Consider the following 24,443-nt stretch of genomic DNA (forward strand, 5'->3'; position numbering starts at 1 on the left):
GACATGCGCGCCCTCCAGCTTCTCGACGACCGCAAGCTCGAACTGACCGATATTCCGGAACCGGACGCTCCCGGCCCCGGCGAGGTGACGCTGCGCGTCAAGGCCGTCGCCCTCAACCATATCGACGTCTGGGGCTGGCGCGGCATGGCCTTTGCCAAGCGCAAGATGCCGCTCGTCATAGGTGCGGAGGCCGCAGGCGTCGTCGAAACGCTCGGCCCCGGCGTTGCCAACGTGCTGCCCGGCCAGCTCGTCTCGATCTACGGCGCGCGCACCTGCGGCCTCTGCAAGCCCTGCCGCGAAGGCCGCGACAATCTCTGCGAACATGTCGGCGGCGTGCACGGCTTCCATCTCGACGGTTTCGCGCAGGAGAAGGTCAACCTTCCCGCCCGCCTGCTCGTGCCGGCCCCGCCCGGCGTCGACGCGGTCGGCGCGGCGCTCGCCCCCGTCACCTTCGGCACGGTCGAGCACATGCTGTTCGATAACGCCAAGCTCGAAGCCGGCGAGACGATCCTCGTCCATGCCGGCGGTTCGGGCATCGGCACGGCGGCGATCCAGCTTGCCAAGAAGATCGGCTGCACCGTCATCACCACGGTCGGCTCGAACGACAAGATCGAGAAGGCGAAGGCGCTCGGCGCCGATCATGTCATCAACTACCGCGAGGACCGCTTCGAGGGCGTCGTGCGCAAGCTGACGAAGAAGAAGGGGGTCGACGTCGTCTTCGAACATGTCGGCAAGGACACCTGGGCGGGCTCGATGCTCTGCATGAAGCGCGGCGGGCGCCTCGTCACCTGCGGCACCACCTCGGGCGTCTCCACCGACATGAACCTGATGATGCTGTTCCAGCAGCAATTGAAGCTTTTCGGCTCCTTCGGCTGCCGCATGGAGAACATGGCGAATGCCATGCAGAAGATGGCGCGCGGCATCGTCCACCCCGTCATCGATACGGAAATCACCTTCGACGGCATCGCGACGGCGTTGGAGCGCATGGAATCGCGCCAGATCTTCGGCAAGATCGTCCTCAAGCTGGATTGATTGCCGTGCGGATGATCGTCACACGCCTCGTCCTGGCGCTCCGGAAATTCAAGCAATGGTCGCTGGCGCAATGCGTCTTCGGCCTGCTCAGCCTCCTGAAGCTCCTGCCGGCGGACGGTGCGATCAGTTTCGCCGATCGCGCGGCGCGCTGGATCGGGCCGAAGACGAAGCGGCACACGCTGACGCTGACCAACCTTCGGAACGCCTTTCCGGAAAAGTCCGAGGCGGAGATTTCGGCGATCGCGCTCGACGCCTGGGGCAACATGGGCCGGCTCGCCGCCGAATATGTCTTCCTCGACCGTCTCTTCGACTTCGATCCCGCGCGCCCGTCGCCCGGCCGCATCGAGGTCTCGGGCATTCCGCTCTTCGTGGACCTGCGCGACAATCCGCGGCCCTTCATCGTCTTCACCGCGCATACCGGCAATTTCGAGCTGCTGCCGGTGGCCGGCGCCGCCTTCGGGCTCGACGTGACGGTGCTGTTCCGGCCGCCGAACAATCCCTACGTCGCGGAGAAGGTCTTCGAGTTCCGCCGGGCGCGCATGGGGCATCTGGTGCCCTCGCATGCCGGCTCCTCCTTCACGCTTGCCCGCAAGCTGGAGGCGGGCGGTCCGGTCGGCGTCCTCGTCGACCAGAAGTTCAACAAGGGCCTGCACACGACCTTCTTCGGCCGCAAGGTGCAGACCAATCCGCTGCTTGCCAAGCTGGTGCGCCAGTTCGACTGCGAGGTCTATCCGGCCCGCTGCATCCGCCTGCCGGGCAACCGCTACCGCCTGGAACTGGAGCCGGCGATGGCCGTTCCCCGCAAGGAGAACGGCGCCGTCGATGTCGACGCGACCGCGCAGATGCTGAACGACAAGGTCGAGCAATGGGTGCGCGAATATCCCGGCCAGTGGCTGTGGTATCACGACCGGTGGAATATCAAGCGCGGCCTTATTACTTGACTGCTTACGATCGTTTCTTTCCACCGCGATTTTGAATACGTTCACTTTCGCGGGATATTTGACTTTCGTCAAATTTGGGGTTTGACATCCTCCCGTTCGCTGTTACCATTTTGCTAATGTAAGCGCTTTGGACAGCGTATTTCGAGGGGGAGACGGTCAAAACCGTATCTTGATTCTCAATATCTCAAATAGTGTGATGATTCTATTGCTGTACATTGCAGCAATTCAGGGAGCATGGATTGAAAGCTCTTGTAGAGTTGTTCTGGTTTAAGTATTCACAACTTCAGCATGCCGTGAAGGCCGGGAACGAAAGGCTCGTTTCCATGCTGGACAGGGAGATCGAACCGGCGCTGGCCGCCGTGTTGCAAAAGGAGGCGGGCGACGCCTCCGAACTTCGCGCCCAGTTCCAGTGCGTCGTGGATCTCCTCAGGGAGGAGGCGGACGACAAGGCCTGCGTGCTCCGGCAGGCCCATCATCTCAAGCTGCTGCTGGATCGATGTTTCGGGGCCGAGGACGCCGCCGCGCCGTCCCGGATGGAGATGCCCGAGGCCGGCCGGCCCGTCTCCGCGCCGCGCGTGGCGGAGGATGGACTGCTCAACGAGGCGATCCTCGACAGCTTTCCCGACCGCGTCGCCGTCATCACGACGGATTACCGCTATCTCTATTCCAATCCGCTCAATGCCGAGAGCTTCAGCGGGAAGCCCATCGATCTCGTCGGCCGGCACATCGTGGAGTTCATCGGCGTGCAGCGTTTCGAGGGCCGGGTGAAGCGCAGTCTCGACCATTGCTTCGCCGGCGACGTGGTGGAATACGACTATGTGTCCCAGCGCCGCGGCGGGGCGATCACGCGCTGCCGCATGACGCCCTGCCTGTCGGCCGCCGGAAACGTGCTCGGCGCCATCCTGGTCCTTCAGGAAACGGCGGAGCAGGGGCCGCTCGCCGCCTGACATTTCAGGAGGCGAGGCCGGTGCCGCGCAGCATGAACTGCTGTTCGAAGGCGATGTGGCGGCGGATCGATTCGAAGAAGCCGCGCAGCATGTATCCCGCGGCCTCCGCGTTGACGGACCCATCGCCGCTGCCCAGCCGCGTCAGCGTGTCGGTCAGTTCCTCGGCGAAACACTCGTCCTCGACATGCTCGAACTTCAGCCGGGCGATGGACTCGGAAAGATCCCGGTCGCCGCAGGCCATGCGCTCCAGCAGCGGGAAGACGGCGTCCTCCTCGTAGCGATGGATGCCGTTCACCAGCGGCATCAGCGATTTGGCCGCATACATGCATTTCTGCCGGTTGACGTTCGCCGGCAGGCTGTCGGCGATATCCTCCAGCGCTTCGCAGAGCGTCAGCTGCGCGTCATGGGCCTTTTTCAGCCAGTCCAGCGAAACAGCGTCCGTCGGGGTATCCGAAAGCAGCCGGGCGATCCCTGTATAATCCGTCATGTCGTGTTCCCTCGGTTCGGGCGTGCCGCGAGCGTTTCGACGCGCGGCTGCGTCAACCTGTCCCTAGATGCCGCCGGCATCCGCGCTCTGCCTTGATCCATGTCAAGGATGCTTCCGGCCGCATCTGCGAAGGCTCGGTCGAGCGCAAGCGCCGATTCCGCGAGGGAAGCGGCGCTTGCGGGAAATCGACGAGTTGGGGGATGCCAACGATGAAATATGTAACGGAAACGATCGTCCTGGCCGTGGGGGCGTTCATCGCGCTGCTCGGCGCGGCCTTTGCCCAGGACAGGTTCTTCGAGGCCCATATGTGGGTCCTCTTCTTCGTGCTGCTCGCCAGCACGCTCTTCATGGTCCGGCGCATCTCCTTCGCGCCGGCCGTCGCGGTCAAGTCGTCCCCGGATGACGAGGGCTATTTCGACGACGTCGTCAAGTACGGCGTCGTCGCGACGGTGTTCTGGGGCGTCGTCGGCTTCCTGGTCGGCGTCGTCGTGGCGCTCCAGCTCGCCTTTCCCGATCTCAACATCGAGCCCTGGCTCAATTTCGGCCGCACCCGCCCGCTGCACACGTCCGCGGTGGTCTTCGCCTTCGGCGGCAATGCGCTGATCGCGACGTCCTTCTATGTCGTGCAGCGCACCTCGCGCGCCCGTCTCTTCGGCGGCAATCTCGGCTGGTTCGTGTTCTGGGGCTACCAGCTCTTCATCGTCATGGCTGCCACCGGCTACCTGCTCGGCATCACGCAGAGCCGGGAATATGCCGAGCCGGAATGGTATGTCGATATCTGGCTCACCATCGTCTGGGTCGCCTATCTCGTCGCCTTCCTCGGCACGATCATGACGCGCAAGGAACCGCACATCTATGTGGCGAACTGGTTCTTCCTGTCGTTCATCGTGACGATCGCCATGCTGCATATCGTCAACAACCTGGCGGTTCCGGTCTCGTTCCTCGGCGTGAAGAGCTATTCGGCCTTCTCCGGCGTGCAGGATGCGCTGACGCAGTGGTGGTACGGCCACAACGCGGTGGGCTTCTTCCTGACGGCCGGCTTCCTCGGCATGATGTACTATTTCATCCCCAAGCAGGTGAACCGTCCGGTCTATTCCTACCGCCTGTCGATCATCCACTTCTGGGCCCTGATCTTCATGTATATCTGGGCAGGTCCCCACCATCTGCACTATACCGCGCTGCCCGACTGGGCGCAGACGCTCGGCATGGTCTTCTCCATCATGCTCTGGATGCCCTCGTGGGGCGGCATGATCAACGGCCTGATGACGCTCTCGGGCGCCTGGGACAAGATCCGCACTGACCCGATCGTGCGCATGATGGTCATGGCCGTCGCCTTCTACGGCATGGCGACCTTCGAAGGCCCGATGATGTCGATCAAGTCGGTCAACTCGCTCAGCCACTATACGGACTGGACCATCGGCCATGTCCATTCGGGCGCGCTCGGCTGGAACGGCCTCATCACCTTCGGCGCGATCTACTTCATGGTTCCGAAGCTGTGGAAGCGCGAGCGGCTCTATTCGATCCGCATGGTCAACTGGCACTTCTGGCTCGCCACGCTCGGCATCGTCGTCTACGCCGCCGTCATGTGGGTCGCCGGCATCCAGCAGGGCCTGATGTGGCGCGAATACGACGAGCAGGGCTTCCTGGTCTACTCGTTCGCCGAGACGATCGCCGCCATGTTCCCCTACTACGTGCTGCGTGCCGCCGGCGGCGGGCTGTTCCTCATGGGCGCACTCATCATGGCCTACAACGTGACCATGACAATCCTCGGCTACCAGCGCGACGAGGCCTCGATCCCGGGTGCCGCGCCGAAGCTCCAGCCGGCCGAATAGGAGGGACCCGATGTCCATTCTTGACAAACACGCGATCCTCGAGCGCAACGCGACGCTTCTCCTCGTCGGCTCGCTCTTCGTGGTCACCATCGGCGGCATCGTCGAGATCGCCCCGCTGTTCTACCTGGAAAACACCATCGAGAAGGTGGAGGGCATGCGGCCTTATTCGCCGCTGGAGCTCGCCGGGCGCGACATCTATGTCCGCGAGGGCTGCTACACCTGTCACAGCCAGATGATCCGGCCGTTCCGCGACGAGGTGGAGCGCTACGGGCATTATTCGCTGGCGGCGGAATCGATGTACGACCATCCGTTCCAGTGGGGCTCCAAGCGCACCGGCCCGGACCTTGCCCGCGTCGGCGACCGCTACTCGAACGAATGGCACGTCCAGCACCTGATCGAGCCGCGCTCGGTCGTGCCGGAATCGGTGATGCCCAGCTATTCCTTCCTCAAGGAAACGCCGCTGGAGGTGAAGAACGTCTCGATGCACCTTGCGGCGAGCCGCGCCGTCGGCGTGCCCTACAGCGACGAGATGATCGCCAACGCCGCCGCCGACATCAAGGCGCAGGCCGACCCGAACGCCGATACGTCCGGCGTGGAGGCCCGCTACCCGAAGGCCAAGCTCGGCGACTTCGACGGCGATCCGGCAAAACTCACCGAAATGGACGCGCTCGTCGCCTATCTGCAGATGCTCGGCACGCTGGTGGACTTCTCCACCTATGACGATGCCAGCGGCTACCGCTGAGGAGGACGCGATGGAAACCTATACCGCCATGCGGCACTTCGCCGACAGCTGGGGCCTCGTCGCCATGACGTTGTTCTTCCTCGCCGTCGTCGCCTTCACCCTTCGCCCCGGTGCCCGCAAGGCGGCCGAACGGGCCGCCGAAATCCCCCTCAAGGAGGACTGATCATGGCCGAGAAGCATATCGACGAAATCTCGGGCGTCGAAACCACCGGCCACGAATGGGACGGCATCCGCGAACTGAACAACCCGATGCCGCGCTGGTGGGTCTGGTCGTTCTACGCCACGATCGTCTGGGCCATCGGCTACACCCTCGCCTTTCCGGCCTGGCCGCTGATCTCCGATGCGACGAGCGGCATGCTCGGCTGGTCGAGCCGCGCCAATGTCGCGGTCGAGCTTTCCGAGGCAAAGCAGGCACAGGCCGGCATGGTCGAGCGCATCGGCAAATCGTCGCTGCAGGAGATCATGGCCGATCCGCAGCTCTCGCAGTTCGCCATCGCCGGCGGCGCCTCGGCCTTCAAGGTCAACTGTGCCCAGTGCCACGGGTCGGGTGCGGCCGGGGCCGCGGGTTTCCCCAACCTCAACGACGACGACTGGGTCTGGGGCGGCACGGTGGACGATATCTACCAGACGATCGCCCACGGCATCCGCCATCCGGGCGACGACGAGACCCGCATCTCGGACATGCCGGCCTATGGCGACATCCTCCAGCCGGAGGAGATCAGGCAGGTCGCGGCCTATGTGATCAGCCTGACGGGCACGCCGTCGGATGCCGGCCTCGTGGAGCCCGGCAGTCAGATCTTCGCCGACAACTGCGCCGCCTGCCACGGCGAGGACGCCAGGGGCAATCGCGAGATGGGCGCCCCCGACCTTGCCGACGCCATCTGGCTGAAGGGCGAGGGCGAGGCCGCCGTCGCCCGGCAGGTCCGTGCGCCCAGGCACGGCGTCATGCCCGCCTGGCTTCCCCGCCTCGGCGACCCGGCCGTCAAGCAGCTCGCCGTCTTCGTGCACTCGCTGGGCGGCGGGGAGTAGGCGCTCGACGCATCGAGAACGAAGGCCGCGGTTTTCCGCGGCCTTACCTGTCCGACCAGACCCCCAGCTGATACCCGTCCGGGTCGGCGAACTGGAAGCGCCGCCCGCCGGGGAAGTCGAAGATCGGCTTGACGATCCTGCCGCCGGCCGTCTCCACGCGGGCGAGGGCGTCTTCGAGGTCGTCGGCGAACAGGATGATCAACGCGCCGCCCTGTGCGTTGACCGGCGCCAGCGTCGTGAAGCCGCCGGTGAGGCGACCGTCCTGGAACTCGCAATATTGCGGGCCGTAATCGGTGAACGTCCAGCCGAAGGCCGCGCCGTAGAAGGCCTTGCTTGCGGCAATATCGCCGACATTGAACTCGATATAGTCGATCTTGCGATCCGCGCCCTTGCTGCTCATTACGGCGCCTCCTCCTCTTCCATCAGTCTCTTCAGCGTTTCGAGGTCGCGGGCGATATGCGCCGCATCCCTCTCGAAGGCCGCGTCGTCCATGTCCGGCTGACGCAGCAGGGTGAACATGACTTCCGCACCGTCGCCGTTCGGCACGACGCGCAGCGCATTCTCCACCATCCGCCCGTCCGGCAGCGTGACGGTATGGTCTATCACGCCGAAATCGTTGGGCGGCGCAAAGCGCACGCGCACGTCGCCGACTGCCCCGCCGCCGGCGATCCAGTCCTCGCCGTCCCATGTCAGCCCGGCCGCGAGCCCGGAGGCCCAGACCGGCATGGTCTCGGGCCGGGCGGCGAAGGCGTAGACGGCGCGCCAATTGCGGGCGATCGTCCGGTGGATGATGCGGGCTTGCGATGTCGGCATTGGAAATCTCCCCGGAGCCATCTTAGCGAACGGCCTGCCGCATGTCGAACAAAAAGTGAACATTGGCCGCGTGCGGCAACCCGCCACGTCCGGCCACGTCCAAAACTTGACGTAGATCAACGATGGAGGCTGTCGTTGGCGTCATTGTGCCGGCACAACGACAGGTGCGGCCGACAGACATGCAGCAGAACACGACGACGATCTACAATTCCATCGAGCGCCACGAGGCGGAACCCGTCAACTCGGCGAAGGTTCGAAAGCCCCTCTACGAAAAGCGCAAAAAAATCTTCCCGAAGCGCGCGGAGGGCCGGTTCCGGCAGTTCAAGTGGCTGGTGATGTTGATCACGCTCGGCATCTACTACCTGACGCCGTGGATCCGCTGGGATCGCGGGCCGCATGCGCCGGACCAGGCGGTGCTCATCGACCTTGCCGGCCGCCGGTTCTATTTCTTCTTCATCGAGATCTGGCCGCAGGAATTCTTCTTCGTCGCCGGCCTGCTCGTCATGGCGGGCTTCGGGCTGTTCCTCGTCACCTCGGCGGTGGGGCGCGCCTGGTGCGGCTATGCCTGTCCGCAGACCGTCTGGGTCGATCTCTTCCTCGTCGTGGAACGGGCGATCGAGGGCGACCGCAACGCGCGCATGAAGCTCGACGCCGGGCCGTGGACGCTGGGCAAGATCTGGAAGCGCGTCAGCAAGCATGCCGTCTGGCTGGTGATCGCGGTGGCGACCGGCGGCGCCTGGATCTTCTATTTCGCCGACGCGCCGACGCTGCTCGTCGATTTCGCGATGCTCAGGGCGCAGCCCGTCGCCTACATCACCGTCGCCGTCCTGACCGCCACCACCTACGTCTTCGGCGGGCTGATGCGCGAGCAGGTCTGTACCTATATGTGTCCCTGGCCGCGCATCCAGGCGGCGATGCTCGACGAAAGCTCGCTGGTCGTCACCTACAACGACTGGCGCGGCGAGCCGCGCACCCGCCATGCCAAGAAGGCGATCGCCGCCGGCGAGAGCGTCGGCGACTGCGTGGATTGCAATGCTTGCGTCGTCGTCTGTCCCATGGGCATCGACATCCGCGACGGTCAGCAGCTCGAATGCATCACCTGCGCCCTGTGCATCGATGCCTGCGACAACGTGATGGACAAGATCGGCAAGGAGCGCGGCCTCATCGCCTATGCCACGCTGTCGGATTATTCCGCCAACATGGCGCTCGCCACCGCCGGCGGCACCGCGCCGGTCGATCCGAAGCGCGTTCGCAATACCGAGGGCCGTTTCGATGAAAAGATCCGGCACTTCGACTGGCGTATCATCTTCCGCCCGCGCACGCTGTTCTATTTCGGCGTCTGGTCGCTGGCGGGTCTTGCGCTGCTCTTCGCGCTGCTGTCACGCGATCGGCTGGACCTCAACGTCATCCACGACCGCAATCCGCAGTTCGTCGTCGAATCGGACGGCTCGGTCCGCAACGGCTATGCGGTGAAGCTGCTCAACATGATTCCCGAGCCGCGCGTCATCGCGGTGTCGATCGAGGGCATGCCCGGCGCGACGATGAAGATCGCCGGCCATGACGGCGCCGACGGGCGCAGCGTCGACGTGCCGGTCGATCCGGACAAGGTGACGGCCCTGCGTGTTTTCGTCACCCTGCCGAAGGATCGGCTTGCGGAAGCGGCCGAAGGCTTCCAGATTATCGCCGAGGACCGGCAGGGCCATGAGCGGGAAGCCTATTCCGCCAATTTCAACACGCCGGGAGCAAAGTGATGACCGTCGAACGCAAGGAACAGGGTTTCGTCTTCACCGGCTGGCACATGGCGGGCGTCATGGTGCTGTTCTTCGGCACGATCGTCACCGTCAACCTGATCATGGCCTGGAACGCCTCGAAAAGCTGGAGCGGCCTCGTCGTTCCCAACACCTATGTCGCCAGCCAGCAGTTCAACGGCAAGGTGGCCGAGGCGCGGGCGCTGGCGGCGAGCGGCATCGAAGGAAGCCTCAGCGTGAAGGAGGGCCGCATCGCCTACCGCGTCACCGATGCCGGGGGCACGCCCCTTGTCGCCGACGACGTCTCGGCCGTCTTCAAGCGGCCCGTCGACGAACGCAAGGATTTCACGGTCGCCCTTGAGCCTGCAGGCGAGGGGCTGTTCGTGGCCGAGCAGGCCGTGCCGGCCGGCCAGTGGATCGTCGATATCAGCACGAAGCGGGACGGCGCGAAGGTCTTCCACCAGACCGTGCGCACCGTCGTTGCGGGAGGGGGGAAATGAGCTGCTGCGCACCCGGCACGGAAGGCGCCGTCGACGCACAGCGCGCGGCGCTGCCCTCCTCTGAGGAGCTGATGCTGGCAAGCCGCCCGGTCGGCGAGGGCCTGCGCCAGAGCGACCTCAGCGTGCCGGGCGTCTATTGCGGCGCCTGCATCACCACCGTCGAAGGCGCGCTGAAGGCGCTGCCGGTCGTGGAGCGCGCCCGCGTCAACCTCTCCACCCGCCGCGTCTCGGTGGTCTGGAAGGAGGAGGTCGAGGGCCGGCGCACCGACCCGCAGGAGATCGCCGCCGCCATCCGCGCCACGGGCTACGACGCGCATCTCTTCTCGCTGGCGGCGGAAGGCGACGACCGGCTGCGCAACCAGTTGATCCGCGCCGTCGCCGTCTCCGGCTTCGCCGCGATGAACATCATGCTGCTCTCGGTTTCCGTCTGGTCCGGCGCCGAGGCCGCGACGCGCGACCTGTTCCACTGGATCTCCGCGCTGATCGCCGGCCCGACGCTGATCTATGCCGGCCGCTTCTTCTACCAGTCGGCCTGGAATGCGCTGCGCCACGGCCGCACCAACATGGACGTGCCCATCGCGCTCGCCATCACGCTGTCTTATATCGTCTCGCTCTGGGAGACGCTGCACAGCGCCGAGCACGCCTGGTTCGACGCCACGGTGAGCCTCCTGTTCTTCCTGCTCATCGGTCGCACGCTCGACCACGTCATGCGCGACCGCGCCCGCTCGGCCATCACCGGCCTTGCCCGCCTTTCGCCGCGCGGCGCGATGGTCATCCGTCCGGACGGCAGCCGCGACTACCGGCCCGTCGAGGAGATCGCCGCCGGCGAGCACCTTTCCATCGCCGCCGGCGAACGCATCCCGGTCGATTGCCGCGTCCTTGCGGGCGCAAGCGATATCGACCGCTCGATCGTCAACGGCGAGAGCGACCCCGTCGCCGCCGGGCCGGGCACGCGGCTCGAAGCGGGTGCGATGAACCTCACCGGCTCGCTCACCGTCGAGGCCGTCGCCATGGCGCGCGATTCGTTCCTGTCGGAGGTCATCGGCCTGATGGAGGCGGCAGAAGGGGGCAGGGCCCGCTATCGCCGCATCGCCGATCGCGCCGCGCAGATCTATTCGCCCGCCGTGCACCTGCTGGCGCTCGTCTCCTTCCTCGGCTGGGGTTTTTACGACGGCGACTGGAAACACGCCATGCTCGTCGCCATCGCCGTGCTGATCATCACCTGCCCCTGTGCGCTCGGTCTCGCCGTGCCGGTGGTGCAGGTCGTCGCCGCGGGGCGCCTGTTCGCCGGCGGTGTGATGGTCAAGGACGGTTCGGCCATGGAGCGCCTTGCCGAGATCGACACCGCCGTCTTCGACAAGACCGGCACCCTGACGCTCGGCAAGCCGCGCCTCGTCGAGCGCGAAAAGCTCAACCGCACCCATCTGGCGCTCGCCGCCGCGCTCGCCGCCCATTCGCGCCATCCGCTGTCCGTGGCGCTGGCGGGCGCCTGGCCGGGGCCGATGCCGCTCGTCGAAAGCGTCAGCGAAGTGGCCGGCGGCGGCCTCGAGGCCGAGACGCCGCAAGGGCTCTACCGCCTCGGCAACCGCGCCTTCGCCGGCGGCGCGCCGGCAGCCGGCGAGGCGGCGCACGGGCTTTCCGAGGTCGTCCTGTCGCGCAATGGCACGGTGCTGGAAACCTTCCGCTTCGAGGATGCTTTGCGGGCGGGCGCAGGCGAGGCCGTCGCCGCGCTGAGGCGCGCGCAGATCGACATGGCGATCCTTTCCGGCGACCGCGCGCCGGCCGTCGCCCGCATCGCGGGCCTGCTTAGCATTTCCCGCTGGCGCGCCGCGCTCTCGCCCAGGGACAAGACGGAGACGGTCGCCGAGCGCTCCGCCGCCGGCCATCGCGTTCTGATGGTCGGCGACGGCATCAACGATGCCCCGGCGCTCGCCGCCGCCCATGTCTCCATCGCCCCGGCGACGGCTGCGGATGTCGGCCGGCAGGCGGCGGACTTCGTCTTCCTGCACGAGAGCCTGGAGGCCGTGCCCTTCGCCCATGAGACCGCCTGCCGCGCCGGTCGCCTGATCCGGCAGAATTTCGCGCTCGCCATCGGCTACAATGTCATCGCGGTGCCGATCGCCATCCTCGGCCACGCCACGCCGCTGATCGCCGCCATCGCCATGTCCACCTCGTCGATCATCGTCGTGGTGAACTCGCTGCGCCTGCGCGGGAGGTTGCCGGCCTTCGCCGCGCGGGCGGCGGACGAGGCCCGTGCGGTCGATCCCCAGGTGCGCGCGGCATGAGCACGCTGGTCTTCCTCATCCCCATCGCGCTCTTCCTCGGCGGGCTGGGGCTTGCCGCTTTCCTCTGGTCGCTGAAGAGCGGGCAGTACGACGATGTGGAGGGCGCCGCCTGGCGCGTCCTCGACGACGGCGACGACAAGCCGCAGCGCTGAGGGCGCCGGATATGGGGTCATAGCAACGATGCAGGTGGCGGCGAAAATCCCGCCAAAGGCAAACAATCCCTTGTCGTAAATCGATTTGAATGCCAAAACACCAGCGCTGGAGCGGAGCTCCCCAATCTCTTTCTGCGCGGCGTTTCCGGCACCGGTCCGGATATATCCCACGCCGCGCCATCCTACGGAGGTATGAACGTGGCACAGGCGGAAATCGGTCTCATCGGTCTCGGCGTGATGGGGTCCAACCTTGCGCTCAACATTGCCGAGAAGGGCAACAAGATCGCAGTCTTCAATCGCACGGTGGCGCGCACGAAGGAATTCTACGAGGAGGCCGGCGAGCTCAAGGGCCAGATCGTGCCCTGCGAGACGATCGAGGAATTCGTCGCCGCCATCCGCCCGCCGCGGCCGATCATCATCATGATCCAGGCCGGCGCCGCGGTCGACCAGCAGATGAATCTGCTGCGCCCCTATCTCGAACAGAACGACATCATGATCGATGCCGGCAACGCGAACTTCCGCGACACGATGCGCCGCTTCGACGCGTTGAAGGATTCGGGCCTCACCTTCATCGGCATGGGCGTTTCCGGTGGTGAGGAGGGCGCGCGCCACGGCCCGTCCATCATGGTCGGCGGCACGGAAGATAGTTGGAAGCGCGTCGAGAAGGTGCTGACCTCGATCGCCGCCAAGTACAAGGACGAGCCCTGCGTCGCCTGGCTCGGCGAGAACGGCGCCGGCCACTTCGTCAAGACCATCCACAACGGCATCGAATATGCCGACATGCAGATGATCGCCGAGATCTACGGCATCCTGCGCGACGGCCTGAAGATGAGCGCTGCCGAGATCGCCGCCGTCTTCGGCGAATGGAACAAGGGCCGCCTCGAATCCTACCTCATCGAGATCTCGGAAAAGGTGCTGGCCGCCAAGGACCCGATCAGCGGCAACCCGATCGTCGACATGATCCTCGACAAGGCCGGCCAGAAGGGCACCGGCAAATGGTCCGCCATCGAGGCGCAGAACATGGGCGTGCCGGCGACCGGCATCGAGGCCGCCGTCGCCGCGCGCTCGATCTCCTCGTTCAAGACGGAGCGCGAAGCCGCCGAGAAGATCCTCGGCCTGCCCGACGTGCCGGCGCTCGCCGTCGCTGACAAGGCCGCCTTCGTCAAGGACCTCGAAAGCGCGCTGCTCGCCGGCAAGATCGGCGCCTATGCGCAAGGCTTTGCGGTGATGTCCGCCGCCTCGAAGGAATATGGCTGGAACCTGCCGATGCCGACCATCGCCAAGATCTGGCGCGCCGGCTGCATCATCCGCTCGCAGTTCCTCGACGAGATCACCAGCGCCTTCACCAAGGCGCCGGATGCGGCCAACCTCATCGTCACCCCGGCCTTCGCCGCCATGGTCAAGGAAACCGACGGGGCGCTGCGCCGCGTCGTCTCCGCCGCCGCGCTGCATGGCCTGCCGGTCCCGGCGCTCGCCTCGGCGCTCGGCTATTTCGACAGCTACCGCCGCGCCCGCGGCACGGCCAACGTCATCCAGGCCCAGCGCGACTTCTTCGGCGCGCACGGCTTCGACCGCGTCGACGGCGCCGACAGCCACCACGGCCCGTGGGGCTCCGGCCTCAACGGCTGAGAAACTGGCAAAGTAAAATAAAAGGGCCCGGTCTTGGAACCGGGCCGTTTTATTTTGGAGGCGTTGACGACGTTGCTTCTGTCCGCAAACCTCTCCTTCGTCATCCTCGGCCTTGAGCCGAGGATCCACTCAACACGGCACGGCTTCTATGCGCGGCATGGATCCTCGGCTCAAGGCCGAGGATGACGTCGAGAGTGTGGTGAAAGTGTCGCTATAGCCATGGACGAAATGGCCGCAAGCATCCGACGCACTTAGGCCTCGTTCGTCGGGATCGGATAGCTCAGCGTCTGCAGGTTCTCCGGCGCCGTGCCCTCGATGCGGCCGATGACGGCCTTGGCGAGTTCGCGGCCGGCGAGGCGGATGTCCTCGCGCATGGTCACGACCTCCGGCCGCAGCCATTGCAGGAACATGTGCGGTTCCTTCGACACCATGTCGATATCCCGGCCGAGCGTACGGCCCTTCGCCTCCAGCGCGGCGATCAGCGCCACCGCGCCGCCGCCGCTGCCCGAGACGATGCCGTCGGGGCCGTCCGGCGCGCTGAACAGGGCCTCGGCGGCCGTGCGGATATCGACGAGATTGTTGTCGAGATTGACCTGGTTGAAGGGCAGGGCCATCGCGCCGAAATCGCGGATGCCCTTTTCGAACCCGGCCCGCATGTGCAGGTAGAAGGTGAGGTAGGGCGGCGGCTGCAACAGGATGAGCCGCCTGCGGCCGCGCTCGACGAGCTTGCGCACCGCCTCGTAGGCGAAGCGCTCGTTGTCGAAATCGTGATAGGGATGGACAAGGCCCATTTCCGTGCGCCCGTGCGTGACGAAGGGAAAGTTGCGCTCCATCATCAGCGCGACGCGCGGATCCTTCGGTTCGGTGCGCGAGATGATGACGCCGTCGGCGGCCCCCGTCTCCAGCACGTAGCGCACCGGGTCCAGCGCATTGCCCTGCGCCCGGTAGGGCGTCACCACGAGATGGTACTGCGTCGTGGCCAGCACTTCCGAAATGCCGATGACCATGGGGCTCGTCAGGCCCATGATCTCTTCCTCCAGGCTGAGGATCAGGCTGATGACGTTGGTCTTGCCGGTGCGAAGGCGCACGCCGGCGCGGTTCGGCTGGTAGCCGATCTGGCGCGCGACGAGGCGCACGCGCTCCTTCGTCTCCGCGCCGATATCGGGCGCATCCTTGAGCGCCCGCGAAACGGTGGTGATGCCGAGGCCGGTCATGAAGGCGATCGTCTTCAGCGTCGGCCGCTCGCCCGCAGGCGCAGGCACTGCCGCCGGGTCTTCGCTCATCGTCTTGTCCATCCGCTGCCTGCCACCTCTGCGCCCCTTGGGCCGGTTATACATTTTTTACCTCCGCCCACCACTCCTTTACGCTCGATTACCCAAAACTGTAACGATACAGATTCTTTGTCGAGCAAAAAGTGCCTCGACGGCGGGCAAAAAGCGACTAACGCCCGCATTGCACCGCAAAACGGTAAAGTGTGCGTTTGCAAGGCGAGGCCTGTAGAAAGTATTTAAGAGATCAGTTATATTAAAGTAATTACAATATATTAATTGAAACTTCTATGCTTTCCAAAGCTCTGTCCTTCCCTCGCGGCAGCAACTGCAGCGGGTGGTAGAGCCGCGCCGCGGAAGAAAAACCGCTTTTCTGCCTCGACCCCGTTGCACGACGAAATCGATTGGGTTACGTTTTTACTGCAACGTTTCAGTGAGGGAGGAAACTCATGAAAATGCGATTTTGGGCTGCCGCGCTGGCAGCGACAGTCGTCCTGCCGTTCGCCGCCGCCAATGCGACCGATCTGGAAGTGACCCATTGGTGGACGTCGGGCGGGGAGGCCGCGGCGGTCGCGGAATTCGCAAAGGCATTCGATGCGACGGGCAACAAGTGGGTCGACGGCGCGATCGCCGGGGCCGGCGGCACGGCGCGTCCGATCATGGTCAGCCGCATCACCGGCGGCGATCCGATGGGCGCGACCCAGTTCAACCACGGCCGCCAGGCGGAAGAACTGGTCGAGGCCGGCCTTTTGCGCGACCTGACGGATGTGGCGACGCGCGAGAACTGGAAGGAGATCATCAAGCCCGCCAGCCTGCTCGATAGCTGCACGGTCGACGGCAAGATCTATTGCGCGCCGGTCAACATCCATTCCTGGCAATGGCTGTGGCTGTCGAACGCCGCGTTCGAAACGGCGGGCGTGCCCGTGCCGAAGAACTGGGACGAGTTCGTCGCCGCCGCGCCGGCGCTGGAAAAGGCCGGCATCGTGCCGCTCGCCGTCGGCGGTCAGCCCTGGCAGGCGGCCGGTGCCTTCGACGTGCTGATGGTGGCCATCGCGGGCAAGGACACGTTCAACAAGGTGTTCAAGGACAAGGACGCGGACGTCGCGGCCGGGCCGGACATGGCAAGGGTCTTCAAGGCGGCAGAGGATGCGCGCCGCATGTCCAAGGGCACGAATGTGCAGGACTGGAACCAGGCGACCAACATGGTGATCACCGGCAAGGCCGGCGGCCAGATCATGGGCGACTGGGCACAGGGCGAGTTCGCGCTTGCCGGCAAGGTCGCCGGCAAGGACTATACCTGCCTTCCGGGCCTCGGCGTGAATGAGGTGATCTCGACGGGCGGCGATGCCTTCTACTTCCCGGTTCTGGAGGACGAGGCGAAATCCAAGGCGCAGGAGGTTCTGGCCTCCACGCTGCTTGCCCCCGCCACGCAGGTCGCCTTCAATCTGAAGAAGGGCTCTCTTCCCGTGCGCGGCGACGTCGATCTTGCCGCCGCCAACGACTGCATGAAGAAGGGCCTCGATATCCTCGCCAAGGGCAACGTGATCCAGGGCACCGACCAGCTGCTTTCGGCCGACAGCCAGAAGCAGAAGGAGGATCTCTTCTCCGAATTCTTCGCCAACCCCTCGATGACGCCGGAAGACGCACAGAAGCGCTTTACCGACATCATCGCTTCGGCGGATTGATCGGCAGACGGCCGGCGGCTTGCCGCCGGCCACCCCTGATCGAGGCCAAGGAGGAAGTGACCCATGACGGGCCAGGCACACACCGGTCGTCCCCGCAGACTGCTGCGCAATCTCAACGCCAAGATTGCCTCCATTCCCATGATGCTCACCGCCGTCGTCATCTTTCTCGGCGGCACGGTCTGGACGGTCGTCTATTCGTTCACCAATTCGAAGCTGCTGCCGCGGGCCAAGTTCGTCGGCCTCGACCAGTACGAGCGCCTGTGGGACGCGCCGCGCTGGATCGTCTCGATCCAGAATCTCGCGATCTACGGCGTGCTGACGCTCGTCTTCAGTCTCGTGATGGGCTTTGTGCTGGCGGCGCTGATGGACCAGAAGATCCGTTTCGAGAATACCTTCCGCACGATCTTCCTCTATCCCTTCGCGCTGTCCTTCATCGTCACCGGCCTCGTCTGGCAATGGATCCTCAACCCGGAATACGGCGTGCAGTCCGTCGTGCGCGCGCTCGGCTGGGAAAGCTTCGCCTTCGATCCGCTCTATAATTCGAAGATCGTCATCTACGGCGTGCTGATCGCCGGCCTCTGGCAGGGCACGGGGCTCGTCATGTGCCTTTTGCTCGCGGGGCTTCGCGGCATCGACGAGGATATCTGGAAGGCGGCGCGCGTCGACGGCATCCCGATGTGGAAGACCTATCTCTTCATCGTCATCCCGATGATGCGCGCCGTCTTCATCACCACGCTCGTCATCATCGCGAGCGGCATCGTCAAGGTCTACGACCTCGTGGTGGCGCAGACGAGCGGCGGGCCGGGCATCGCCTCGGAAGTGCCGGCGAAATACGTCTACGACTACATGTTCCAGGCGCAGAACCTCGGCCAGGGCTTTGCCGCCTCCACCATGATGCTCGTCACCGTCGCCATCATCATCATCCCCTGGGCCTATCTCGAATTCGGAGGGCGCAAGCGTGTCTGACAGCGTTGTTTCCGCATCGGCCCCCGCCCTCGCGTCGAAAGCCGAGCCCTGGGGCGCCAGGCCCCGCCGCGCGCTTTCCGGCCGCAACATCATGCTCTACGGCACGCTCCTCGTCGCGGCACTCTACTATCTCCTGCCGCTCTACGTGATGATCGTCACCTCGCTGAAGGGCATGCCGGAGATCCGCCTCGGCAACATCTTCTCGCCGCCGGTGGAGGTGACGTTCGAGCCCTGGGTCAAGGCCTGGGCGAGCGCCTGCACCGGCCTCAACTGCGACGGCCTTTCGCGCGGCTTCTGGAATTCCGTGCGCATCACCGTGCCCTCGACGCTGATCTCGATCCTCGTCGCCTCGGTCAACGGCTATGCGCTCGCCAACTGGAAGTTCAAGGGCGCGGACATCTTCTTCACCATCCTCATCGTCGGTGCCTTCATCCCCTATCAGGTGATGATCTACCCGATCGTCATCGTGCTGCGCGAAATGGGCGTCTACGGCACGCTGACAGGTCTCGTCATCGTGCACACCATCTTCGGCATGCCGATCCTGACGCTGCTCTTCCGCAACTATTTCTCCGCGCTGCCGGAGGAGCTGTTCAAGGCGGCGCGCATCGACGGGGCGGGCTTCTGGCAGATCTACCTGCGCATCATGCTGCCCATGTCGCTGCCGATCTTCGTCGTCGCGATGATCCTGCAGATCACCGGCATCTGGAACGACTTCCTGTTCGGCGTCGTGTTCACCCGGCCGGAATATTACCCGATGACGGTCCAACTCAACAACATCGTCAACTCCGTCCAGGGGGTGAAGGAATACAATGTCAACATGGCCGCGACCCTGCTTACCGGCGCGGTCCCACTCATCGTCTATTTCGTGTCGGGACGCCTCTTCGTCCGCGGCATCGCCGCCGGCGCAGTGAAGGGGTGAATCATGCAGACTTCCGTATCGATCAAAGACCTGTCCTTGAGCTTCGGCGCCGTCAACGTCCTGGAGAACCTCAACCTCGATATCGGCGACGGCGAGTTCCTCGTCCTCCTCGGTTCGTCCGGCTGCGGCAAGTCGACCCTGCTCAACTGCATCGCCGGCCTCTTGGAGCCGACGGGCGGGCAGATCTTCATCAAGAACAAGAACGTCACCTGGGAGGAACCGAAGGACCGCGGCATCGGCATGGTGTTCCAGTCCTATGCGCTCTATCCGCAGATGACGGTGGAGAAGAACCTCTCCTTCGGCCTGCAGGTGGCGAAGATGTCGCGGCCGGAGATCGACAAGCGCATCACCCGCGCCGCCGAGATCCTGCAGATCGGCCCGCTCCTGAAGCGCAAGCCCTCGGAGCTTTCCGGCGGCCAGCGCCAGCGCGTGGCGATCGGCCGGGCGCTGGTGCGCGATGTCGACGTCTTCCTCTTCGACGAGCCGCTGTCCAATCTCGACGCGAAGCTGCGCTCGGAGCTGCGCGTGGAGATCAAGCGGCTGCACCAGTCGCTGAGGAACACGATGATCTACGTCACCCACGACCAGATCGAGGCCCTGACGCTCGCCGACCGCATCGCCATCATGAAGAGCGGCGTCATCCAGCAGCTCGCCGATCCGAACACGATCTACAACGCGCCGAGGAACATGTTCGTCGCCGGCTTCATCGGCTCGCCCTCGATGAATTTCCTGCACGGCGAGATCGCCGGGCGGGACGGCGACCCGGTCTTCACGACGAACGGCATCGATTTCGCGCTCGACGGCTACGATGCGGCCGAGACGCTGCAGCCGGGCCGCAAGGTCGTCCTCGGCGTGCGGCCGGAGCATGTCGCGGTCGATGCGCAGGCGGACGGCACCCACCAGGCGACCGTCGATATCGAGGAGCCGATGGGCGCCGACAACCTGCTCTGGCTGAAGCATGCCGGCCATACGCTCTCCGTGCGCGTCGGCGGCGCGCGGCGCTTCGCGCCGGGGACCGGCGTGACGCTCTCCTTCGACATGGGGCTCGCCTCGCTGTTCGACGCGGGGACGCAGGAGCGAATCTAGCGCCGGCGCGGCTCTTCCCGGGGCCCCGGTTTCCATTTCAAGCAAGACGAGGAGTTCTCGATGCAGACGGTTAGTTTCCAGCTTTACAGCGCCCGCAACTTCCAGCCCTTTTCGCAGGTGTTCCGTATCCTTGCCGATGCCGGCTACCAGCAAGTCGAGGGCTACGGCGCCCTCTATGGAGAGCTCGACGATGCCGCGATCCTCGCGGTGAAGGCCGATCTCGATGCAAGCGGGCTCACCATGCCCACCGCCCATTTCAGCCTCGACATGCTGGAGAAGGAGCCGGACCGGGTGCTTGCCATCTGCCGCACGCTCGGCATCACCGCGGTCTATTGCCCCTACCTCCTGCCGGAGGACCGCCCGACGGACGCCGCCGGCTGGCGCGCCTTCGGGGAAAGGCTCCAGAAGGCCGGCGAACCGATCCGCAAGGCGGGCCTCGCCTTCGGCTGGCACAACCACGATTTCGAGTTCTTCGCGCTGCCCGACGGCAGCGTGCCGCAGGACCATCTCTTTGCCGGCGGGCCGGATCTCGCCTGGGAGGCGGATATCGCCTGGATCATCCGCGGCGGCGCCGATCCCTTCGCCTGGATCCGGAAATACGGGGACCGCATCACCGCCGTTCACGTCAAGGACATCGCGCCGAAGGGCGAGAACACGGACGAGGACGGCTGGGCGGATGTCGGGCACGGCACGGTGCCGTGGGGCGATCTCGCCAAGGCGCTCGCCGGTTCTCCCGTCAGGCATTTCATCGTCGAGCACGACAATCCCAGCGATATCGCGCGGCTCGCCACGCGCTCGATCGCGACCATCAAGGCATTTTGAGGACAGGGCATCATGAGCAAGGAATACGGAGTCGGCATCATCGGCTGCGGCAACATATCGAGCGCCTATTTCAGGCTGGTCCCGACCTTCAGGAACCTGAAGCTCGTCGCCTGCGCCGATATCAACCCGGACGCGTCCCGGGCGCGTGCGGAGGAGTTCGGCGTGGATGCGCAGGAGATCGACGCGCTGCTCGCCAATCCCGCCGTCGACGTCGTCGTCAACCTGACGGTGCCGGAGGCGCATTACCCCGTCTCGAAAAGGGCGCTGGAGGCCGGAAAGCACGTCTATTCCGAAAAGCCCTTCGTGCTGACGCTGGAACAGGGCGAGGACCTGCGCCGCATCGCCGACGCGCGGGGCCTGAAGGTCGGCTCGGCGCCGGACACCTATCTCGGCGGCTCGCACCAGTTCGTGCGCCATCTCATCGACAGCGGCGCGGTGGGCAAGATCATGTCCGGCACGGCGCATGTGCTGGGCCCGGGCATGGAGAGCTGGCATCCGAACCCGGACTTCTTCTTCGCGCCGGGCGGCGGACCGATCCTCGACATGGGGCCGTACTACGTCAACAACCTCGTCAACCTCGTCGGGCCGGTGCGGCGGGTCGTGGCGCTCGCCAACCGGGCGCATGAGGAACGCACCATCGGCAACGGCCCGCGCCTCGGCGAGAAGGTGCCGGTGGCCGTCGCGACGAATATCCACGCCATCCTCGACTTCGTCAGCGGCGCGCAGGTCGCGCTGATGGCGAGCTGGGACGTCTGGGCGCATCGCCACCAGAACATGGAGCTCTACGGCACGGAGGGCGCGGTCTTCGTGCCGGACCCGAATTTCTTCGGCGGCGCGGTGGAGGTCGCCGGCAGGGATCGCGAGCCGAAGCCGGTGGAGGTCTGGGACCATCCGCTGACGGCGCAGAACTACCAGTTCGACTGGGGCCTGCAGGCGAACTACCGCGGCATCGGCCTTGCCGACATGATGGAGGCGGTGACGAGCGGCCGCGACTATCGCTGCTCGCTCGACCGGTCGCTGCACACGATCGACGTCCTGACCGCGATCCTGCGTTCGGCCGAGGAGGGCAGGGCGATCGACATCGCGACCACCTGCACCCAGCCCGCGGCGCTGGGCATCGAGGAGGCGCGGGGGTTGTTGCGGTAGGCATCGCTCGTGCCCGCCCCTCATCCGGCCTGCCGGCCACCTTCTCCCTGGCTGCGGGGAGAAGGTCAGGGCGAGGGGCGAATGCCTCTTGTCGCGATGCGCGTGAGGGCGGTATTGAGACTCGCCCCGAAAGAACGAAGGAATTTCACCATGGCCTGGCAGCCCGCGGACAACCGTTACGAGACGATGACCTACAACCGGCTGGGACGCTCCGGCCTGAAGCTGCCGGCGATCTCGCTCGGGCTGTGGCACAATTTCGGCGACGACACGCCGCATGAGCGCAAGGTCGACATGTGCCGCACGGCCTTCGATCTCGGCATCACCCATTTCGACCTCGCCAACAATTACGGCCCGCCACCCGGCTCGGCCGAGATCGCCTTCGGCGAGATCCTGCGCCGCGATTTCGCGCATCTGCGCGACGAACTGATCATCTCCTCCAAGGCCGGCTACAACATGTGGCAGGGTCCCTATGGCGAATGGGGCAGCCGCAAGTATCTCATCGCCTCCTGCGACCAGAGCCTGAAGCGCATGGGCCTCGACTATGTCGACATCTTCTACTCCCACCGCTTCGACCCGGAGACGCCGCTGGAGGAGACCTGCGGCGCGCTCGACCACATCGTGCGCTCCGGCCGCGCGCTCTATGTCGGCATCTCCTCCTACAATTCGCAGCGCACCCGCGAGGCCGCCGCGATCCTGAAGGACCTCGGCACGCCCTGCATCATCCACCAGCCGAGCTATTCCATGCTCAACCGCTGGATCGAGACGGACGGCCTCGTCGATACGCTGGACGAGCTCGGCATCGGCTCCATCGTCTTCTCGCCGCTGGCGCAGGGCATGCTGACGGCGAAATATCTCGGCGGCATTCCGGGCGACAGCCGCGCGGCGCTGAACCACTTCCTCAAGACGGATTTCATCCGCCCCGAGATCATCGCCAACATCCGCAAGCTGAACGAGATCGCCGAAGGGCGCGGCCAGACGCTGGCGCAGATGGCGATCGCCTGGGTGCTGCGCGGCGGGCGCATCACCTCCGCGCTGATCGGCGCCAGCCGCTCCGCGCAGATCGTCGATTGCGTCAAGGCGCTGGAAAACACCGCCTTCACCGCGGAGGAACTGGCCGCGATCGACACCCATAGCAAGGGTGCGGACATCAATCTCTGGAAGAAATCCGCCGAACTCGCCTGACGGACCGACCGCGCGGTGAGGGACCGTCATCCCGCCTGGCGCGTCCAGAGCGGGAAGGGGTCCTGAAGGTTCGCCCAGCGGGCCGGCTCGAACGCTTCCGCCGCGAGGAGACAGGCATCCAGCCGGCGGCGGAGCGCGGCTTCATCCATAGGGTCCGCGCCGATGAAGACGAGCTCCTGCCGCCGGTCGCCCCAGACGGGATCGGAGGCGCGGGCGATGGCCTCGCTCGCCGCCGGGTCCTGCGGCCAGTGCGGGCGCGGCACGGCGGCCCGCCAGAGGCCGAGCCGGCCGCTCCTGACCAGCGCGCCCGCCTGGCTCAGTTCGCCGACATGATGCGGCCGGGTGGCGAGCCAGAAGAACCCCTTGGCGCGGATGACGCCGGGCCAGCTCTCGTCGAGAAAGGCTTTGAAGCAGGCCGGATGGAACGGTTTCCTCGCGCGGTACACGAAGGCGCGGATGCCGTATTCCTCGGTCTCCGGCACATGGTCCGCGAAGCCGTGCAGTTCCTTGAACCAGAGCGGTGCTCGCTCGCCTTCTCGAAATCGAAGCGGCCGGTGCCGAGGATGTCGGCGGGTTCGACGCGGCCGAAATCCGTTTCGATGACCCGGGCGGAGCCGTTGAGACCGGCGACGATCTGGCGCGCGGCGCGCAGGGCGGCGGGGCCGGCCGCGCCGGTCTTGTTGATGACGACGACATCGGCGAACTCGATCTGCTCGACGAGCAGCTCCACCAGCGTGCGCGTATCGCCGTCGCCGGCCGTCTCGCCGCGATCGGCGAGAAAATCCTCGGACGCGTAGTCCTTCAGCAGGTTGGCGGCATCGACGACGGTCACCATCGTGTCCAGCCGGGCGACATCCGACAGGCTGCGGCCGTTCTCGTCGCGGAAATCGAAGGTGGTGGCGACGGGCAGCGGTTCTGAAATGCCGCTCGATTCGATCAGCAGGTAGTCGAAGCGGTTCATCTCCGCCAGCCGGCGGACCTCGGTGAGGAGGTCGTCGCGCAGCGTGCAGCAGATGCAGCCGTTCGTCATTTCCACGAGCTGTTCGTCGGTGCGCGAAAGGTCCGCCCCGCCATCGCGCACGAGGGCGGCGTCGATGTTGACCTCGCTCATGTCGTTGACGATGACGGCGACGCGCAGGCCGCTGCGATTGTTCAGCACATGGTTGAGCAGCGTCGTCTTGCCGGCGCCGAGGAAGCCGGAAAGGACGGTGACGGGAAGGCGGTTGTCCATG

At 65.5% G+C, this 24,443-nt stretch carries 23 protein-coding genes and 1 pseudogene; 19 read left to right on the plus strand and 5 right to left on the minus strand.

Features of this window, described 5'->3' with window-relative positions; all coding sequences use genetic code 11:
- Nucleotides 1–3: 3 nt before the first annotated feature.
- From AB3G45_RS14560 to AB3G45_RS14570, 3 genes are all read left to right on the plus strand, one after another.
- Nucleotides 4–1,032, plus strand: a complete 1,029-nt coding sequence (locus AB3G45_RS14560; RefSeq protein ID WP_367831246.1) for a zinc-binding dehydrogenase — start codon at nt 4–6, stop codon at nt 1,030–1,032.
- Nucleotides 1,033–1,043: 11 nt separating this feature from the next.
- Nucleotides 1,044–1,973 (plus strand): lipid A biosynthesis lauroyl acyltransferase, encoded by a 930-nt coding sequence (locus tag AB3G45_RS14565; protein ID WP_367833584.1) that lies wholly within the window; start codon nt 1,044–1,046, stop codon nt 1,971–1,973.
- Nucleotides 1,974–2,296: 323 nt separating this feature from the next.
- Nucleotides 2,297–2,920, plus strand: a complete 624-nt coding sequence (locus AB3G45_RS14570; RefSeq protein ID WP_367831247.1) for a PAS domain-containing protein — start codon at nt 2,297–2,299, stop codon at nt 2,918–2,920.
- 4 nt (nt 2,921–2,924) lie between these two features.
- On the opposite strand, the gene AB3G45_RS14575 is transcribed toward AB3G45_RS14570, so the two are convergent.
- Complete coding sequence (locus AB3G45_RS14575; RefSeq protein ID WP_367831248.1) at nt 2,925–3,407, minus strand: hemerythrin domain-containing protein; 483 nt, start codon at nt 3,405–3,407, stop codon at nt 2,925–2,927.
- 209 nt (nt 3,408–3,616) lie between these two features.
- Between AB3G45_RS14575 and ccoN the strand changes: the two genes are divergently transcribed.
- From ccoN to ccoP, 4 genes are read left to right on the plus strand one after another with little or no spacing between them, the layout of a single operon-like run.
- Complete coding sequence (gene ccoN, locus AB3G45_RS14580; RefSeq protein ID WP_367831249.1) at nt 3,617–5,239, plus strand: cytochrome-c oxidase, cbb3-type subunit I; 1,623 nt, start codon at nt 3,617–3,619, stop codon at nt 5,237–5,239.
- A 10-nt stretch (nt 5,240–5,249) separates the two neighbouring features.
- Nucleotides 5,250–5,981 carry a cytochrome-c oxidase, cbb3-type subunit II gene (gene ccoO, locus AB3G45_RS14585; RefSeq protein ID WP_367831250.1) on the plus strand — a complete coding sequence of 244 codons (732 nt, stop codon included), beginning with the start codon at nt 5,250–5,252 and terminating at the stop codon, nt 5,979–5,981.
- Nucleotides 5,982–5,991: 10 nt separating this feature from the next.
- Nucleotides 5,992–6,144, plus strand: a complete 153-nt coding sequence (locus tag AB3G45_RS14590) for a cbb3-type cytochrome c oxidase subunit 3 (RefSeq protein WP_367831251.1) — start codon at nt 5,992–5,994, stop codon at nt 6,142–6,144.
- Nucleotides 6,145–6,146: 2 nt separating this feature from the next.
- Nucleotides 6,147–7,010: a cytochrome-c oxidase, cbb3-type subunit III gene (ccoP, locus tag AB3G45_RS14595; protein WP_367831252.1), complete on the plus strand. Its 864-nt coding sequence runs from the start codon at nt 6,147–6,149 to the stop codon at nt 7,008–7,010.
- Between the two features lie 43 nt (nt 7,011–7,053).
- Here the strand turns inward: ccoP and AB3G45_RS14600 are convergent, their stop codons facing one another.
- Complete coding sequence (locus AB3G45_RS14600) at nt 7,054–7,410, minus strand: VOC family protein (protein ID WP_367831253.1); 357 nt, start codon at nt 7,408–7,410, stop codon at nt 7,054–7,056.
- On the minus strand, nt 7,410–7,823 hold the full coding sequence (locus AB3G45_RS14605; protein WP_367831254.1) for an SRPBCC family protein: 414 nt from the start codon (nt 7,821–7,823) through the stop codon (nt 7,410–7,412). Before AB3G45_RS14605 ends, AB3G45_RS14600 begins: the two co-directional genes overlap by 1 nt.
- Before the next feature lie 179 nt (nt 7,824–8,002).
- On the opposite strand from AB3G45_RS14605, the gene ccoG reads away from it, so the two are divergent.
- From ccoG to gndA, 5 genes are all read left to right on the plus strand, one after another.
- Entirely contained in the window at nt 8,003–9,574 is a 1,572-nt protein-coding gene (gene ccoG / locus AB3G45_RS14610) for a cytochrome c oxidase accessory protein CcoG (RefSeq protein WP_367831255.1), read from the plus strand.
- Complete coding sequence (locus AB3G45_RS14615; protein ID WP_367831256.1) at nt 9,574–10,071, plus strand: FixH family protein; 498 nt, start codon at nt 9,574–9,576, stop codon at nt 10,069–10,071. Before ccoG ends, AB3G45_RS14615 begins: the two co-directional genes overlap by 1 nt.
- On the plus strand, nt 10,068–12,356 hold the full coding sequence (locus tag AB3G45_RS14620) for a cation-translocating P-type ATPase (RefSeq protein WP_367831257.1): 2,289 nt from the start codon (nt 10,068–10,070) through the stop codon (nt 12,354–12,356). Before AB3G45_RS14615 ends, AB3G45_RS14620 begins: the two co-directional genes overlap by 4 nt.
- Nucleotides 12,353–12,508, plus strand: a complete 156-nt coding sequence (gene ccoS, locus AB3G45_RS14625; protein ID WP_367831258.1) for a cbb3-type cytochrome oxidase assembly protein CcoS — start codon at nt 12,353–12,355, stop codon at nt 12,506–12,508. The genes AB3G45_RS14620 and ccoS overlap by 4 nt, the downstream gene beginning before the upstream one ends.
- 198 nt (nt 12,509–12,706) lie before the next feature.
- Nucleotides 12,707–14,137: an NADP-dependent phosphogluconate dehydrogenase gene (gene gndA, locus AB3G45_RS14630; protein WP_367831259.1), complete on the plus strand. Its 1,431-nt coding sequence runs from the start codon at nt 12,707–12,709 to the stop codon at nt 14,135–14,137.
- Nucleotides 14,138–14,388: 251 nt separating this feature from the next.
- Here the strand turns inward: gndA and AB3G45_RS14635 are convergent, their stop codons facing one another.
- On the minus strand, nt 14,389–15,420 hold the full coding sequence (locus AB3G45_RS14635) for a LacI family transcriptional regulator (protein WP_367831260.1): 1,032 nt from the start codon (nt 15,418–15,420) through the stop codon (nt 14,389–14,391).
- A 434-nt stretch (nt 15,421–15,854) separates the two neighbouring features.
- On the opposite strand from AB3G45_RS14635, the gene AB3G45_RS14640 reads away from it, so the two are divergent.
- From AB3G45_RS14640 to mgrA, 7 genes are all read left to right on the plus strand, one after another.
- The gene (locus tag AB3G45_RS14640) at nt 15,855–17,090 is read left to right on the plus strand and encodes an ABC transporter substrate-binding protein (protein ID WP_367831261.1); all 1,236 of its coding nucleotides are present in this window, start codon (nt 15,855–15,857) and stop codon (nt 17,088–17,090) included.
- A gap of 63 nt (nt 17,091–17,153) precedes the next feature.
- Nucleotides 17,154–18,056 (plus strand): carbohydrate ABC transporter permease, encoded by a 903-nt coding sequence (locus AB3G45_RS14645; protein ID WP_367831262.1) that lies wholly within the window; start codon nt 17,154–17,156, stop codon nt 18,054–18,056.
- Complete coding sequence (locus AB3G45_RS14650) at nt 18,049–18,975, plus strand: carbohydrate ABC transporter permease (RefSeq protein WP_367831263.1); 927 nt, start codon at nt 18,049–18,051, stop codon at nt 18,973–18,975. Before AB3G45_RS14645 ends, AB3G45_RS14650 begins: the two co-directional genes overlap by 8 nt.
- 3 nt (nt 18,976–18,978) lie before the next feature.
- A complete protein-coding gene (locus AB3G45_RS14655) occupies nt 18,979–20,061 on the plus strand; it encodes an ABC transporter ATP-binding protein (RefSeq protein WP_367831264.1) in 1,083 nt (360 codons plus the stop codon).
- A gap of 60 nt (nt 20,062–20,121) precedes the next feature.
- Entirely contained in the window at nt 20,122–20,883 is a 762-nt protein-coding gene (locus AB3G45_RS14660; RefSeq protein ID WP_367831265.1) for a sugar phosphate isomerase/epimerase family protein, read from the plus strand.
- A 12-nt stretch (nt 20,884–20,895) separates the two neighbouring features.
- Nucleotides 20,896–22,029 carry a Gfo/Idh/MocA family protein gene (locus AB3G45_RS14665; RefSeq protein WP_367831266.1) on the plus strand — a complete coding sequence of 378 codons (1,134 nt, stop codon included), beginning with the start codon at nt 20,896–20,898 and terminating at the stop codon, nt 22,027–22,029.
- A 150-nt stretch (nt 22,030–22,179) separates the two neighbouring features.
- Nucleotides 22,180–23,211 carry an L-glyceraldehyde 3-phosphate reductase gene (mgrA, locus tag AB3G45_RS14670; RefSeq protein ID WP_367831267.1) on the plus strand — a complete coding sequence of 344 codons (1,032 nt, stop codon included), beginning with the start codon at nt 22,180–22,182 and terminating at the stop codon, nt 23,209–23,211.
- A gap of 26 nt (nt 23,212–23,237) precedes the next feature.
- Here the strand turns inward: mgrA and AB3G45_RS14675 are convergent.
- A pseudogene (locus AB3G45_RS14675) lies at nt 23,238–24,442 on the minus strand (GTP-binding protein).
- Nucleotide 24,443 lies beyond the last annotated feature (1 nt).

The organism is Shinella sp. S4-D37, assembly GCF_040812195.1.
Classification (GTDB): domain Bacteria; phylum Pseudomonadota; class Alphaproteobacteria; order Rhizobiales; family Rhizobiaceae; genus Shinella.

Coding starts and splice junctions, on each gene's coding strand:
- AB3G45_RS14560 (WP_367831246.1), top strand. CDS start 4: ATGCGCGCCCTCCAGCTTCTCGACGACCGCAAGCTCGAACTGACCGAT.
- AB3G45_RS14565 (WP_367833584.1), top strand. CDS start 1,044: ATGATCGTCACACGCCTCGTCCTGGCGCTCCGGAAATTCAAGCAATGG.
- AB3G45_RS14570 (WP_367831247.1), top strand. CDS start 2,297: ATGCTGGACAGGGAGATCGAACCGGCGCTGGCCGCCGTGTTGCAAAAG.
- AB3G45_RS14575 (WP_367831248.1), bottom strand. CDS start 3,407: ATGACGGATTATACAGGGATCGCCCGGCTGCTTTCGGATACCCCGACG.
- ccoN (WP_367831249.1), top strand. CDS start 3,617: ATGAAATATGTAACGGAAACGATCGTCCTGGCCGTGGGGGCGTTCATC.
- ccoO (WP_367831250.1), top strand. CDS start 5,250: ATGTCCATTCTTGACAAACACGCGATCCTCGAGCGCAACGCGACGCTT.
- AB3G45_RS14590 (WP_367831251.1), top strand. CDS start 5,992: ATGGAAACCTATACCGCCATGCGGCACTTCGCCGACAGCTGGGGCCTC.
- ccoP (WP_367831252.1), top strand. CDS start 6,147: ATGGCCGAGAAGCATATCGACGAAATCTCGGGCGTCGAAACCACCGGC.
- AB3G45_RS14600 (WP_367831253.1), bottom strand. CDS start 7,410: ATGAGCAGCAAGGGCGCGGATCGCAAGATCGACTATATCGAGTTCAAT.
- AB3G45_RS14605 (WP_367831254.1), bottom strand. CDS start 7,823: ATGCCGACATCGCAAGCCCGCATCATCCACCGGACGATCGCCCGCAAT.
- ccoG (WP_367831255.1), top strand. CDS start 8,003: ATGCAGCAGAACACGACGACGATCTACAATTCCATCGAGCGCCACGAG.
- AB3G45_RS14615 (WP_367831256.1), top strand. CDS start 9,574: ATGACCGTCGAACGCAAGGAACAGGGTTTCGTCTTCACCGGCTGGCAC.
- AB3G45_RS14620 (WP_367831257.1), top strand. CDS start 10,068: ATGAGCTGCTGCGCACCCGGCACGGAAGGCGCCGTCGACGCACAGCGC.
- ccoS (WP_367831258.1), top strand. CDS start 12,353: ATGAGCACGCTGGTCTTCCTCATCCCCATCGCGCTCTTCCTCGGCGGG.
- AB3G45_RS14635 (WP_367831260.1), bottom strand. CDS start 15,420: ATGAGCGAAGACCCGGCGGCAGTGCCTGCGCCTGCGGGCGAGCGGCCG.
- AB3G45_RS14640 (WP_367831261.1), top strand. CDS start 15,855: ATGAAAATGCGATTTTGGGCTGCCGCGCTGGCAGCGACAGTCGTCCTG.
- AB3G45_RS14645 (WP_367831262.1), top strand. CDS start 17,154: ATGACGGGCCAGGCACACACCGGTCGTCCCCGCAGACTGCTGCGCAAT.
- AB3G45_RS14655 (WP_367831264.1), top strand. CDS start 18,979: ATGCAGACTTCCGTATCGATCAAAGACCTGTCCTTGAGCTTCGGCGCC.
- AB3G45_RS14660 (WP_367831265.1), top strand. CDS start 20,122: ATGCAGACGGTTAGTTTCCAGCTTTACAGCGCCCGCAACTTCCAGCCC.
- AB3G45_RS14665 (WP_367831266.1), top strand. CDS start 20,896: ATGAGCAAGGAATACGGAGTCGGCATCATCGGCTGCGGCAACATATCG.
- mgrA (WP_367831267.1), top strand. CDS start 22,180: ATGGCCTGGCAGCCCGCGGACAACCGTTACGAGACGATGACCTACAAC.